A 251-nucleotide genomic window follows, 5' to 3' on the forward strand; every position below is an offset into this window, starting at 1 on the left:
GCGCCGGTGCGCCCCCCGGGGGTCGGTCTCCAGGAGGGGCGCCCCCGCGGCACGGGCGGCGATGGCGGAGCCCGCGACCGGGGCCTGGTACTTGCCCTGGTGGGTGAGGAGCGCGCGGTGGTACACATCACCAACCGCGTACAGCCAGCTCCTTCCGGTGGCCCGCAGGCTGTCGTCGACGTCGAGCCAGGAGCCCGGCCCGAGGCCGATCGTGTCGAGCCCGAGGTCGTCGGTGGGGGGCACACGCCCGG

At 76.5% G+C, this 251-nt stretch carries 1 pseudogene; it reads right to left on the bottom strand.

Annotated elements, in window-relative coordinates:
* Nucleotides 1–251: pseudogene (locus KVT44_RS56470) on the bottom strand (pyridine nucleotide-disulfide oxidoreductase); the annotation flags it as partial.

The organism is Streptomyces sp. GbtcB7 (genome assembly GCF_019091445.1).
Taxonomy (GTDB): Bacteria; Actinomycetota; Actinomycetes; order Streptomycetales; family Streptomycetaceae; genus Streptomyces; species Streptomyces mirabilis.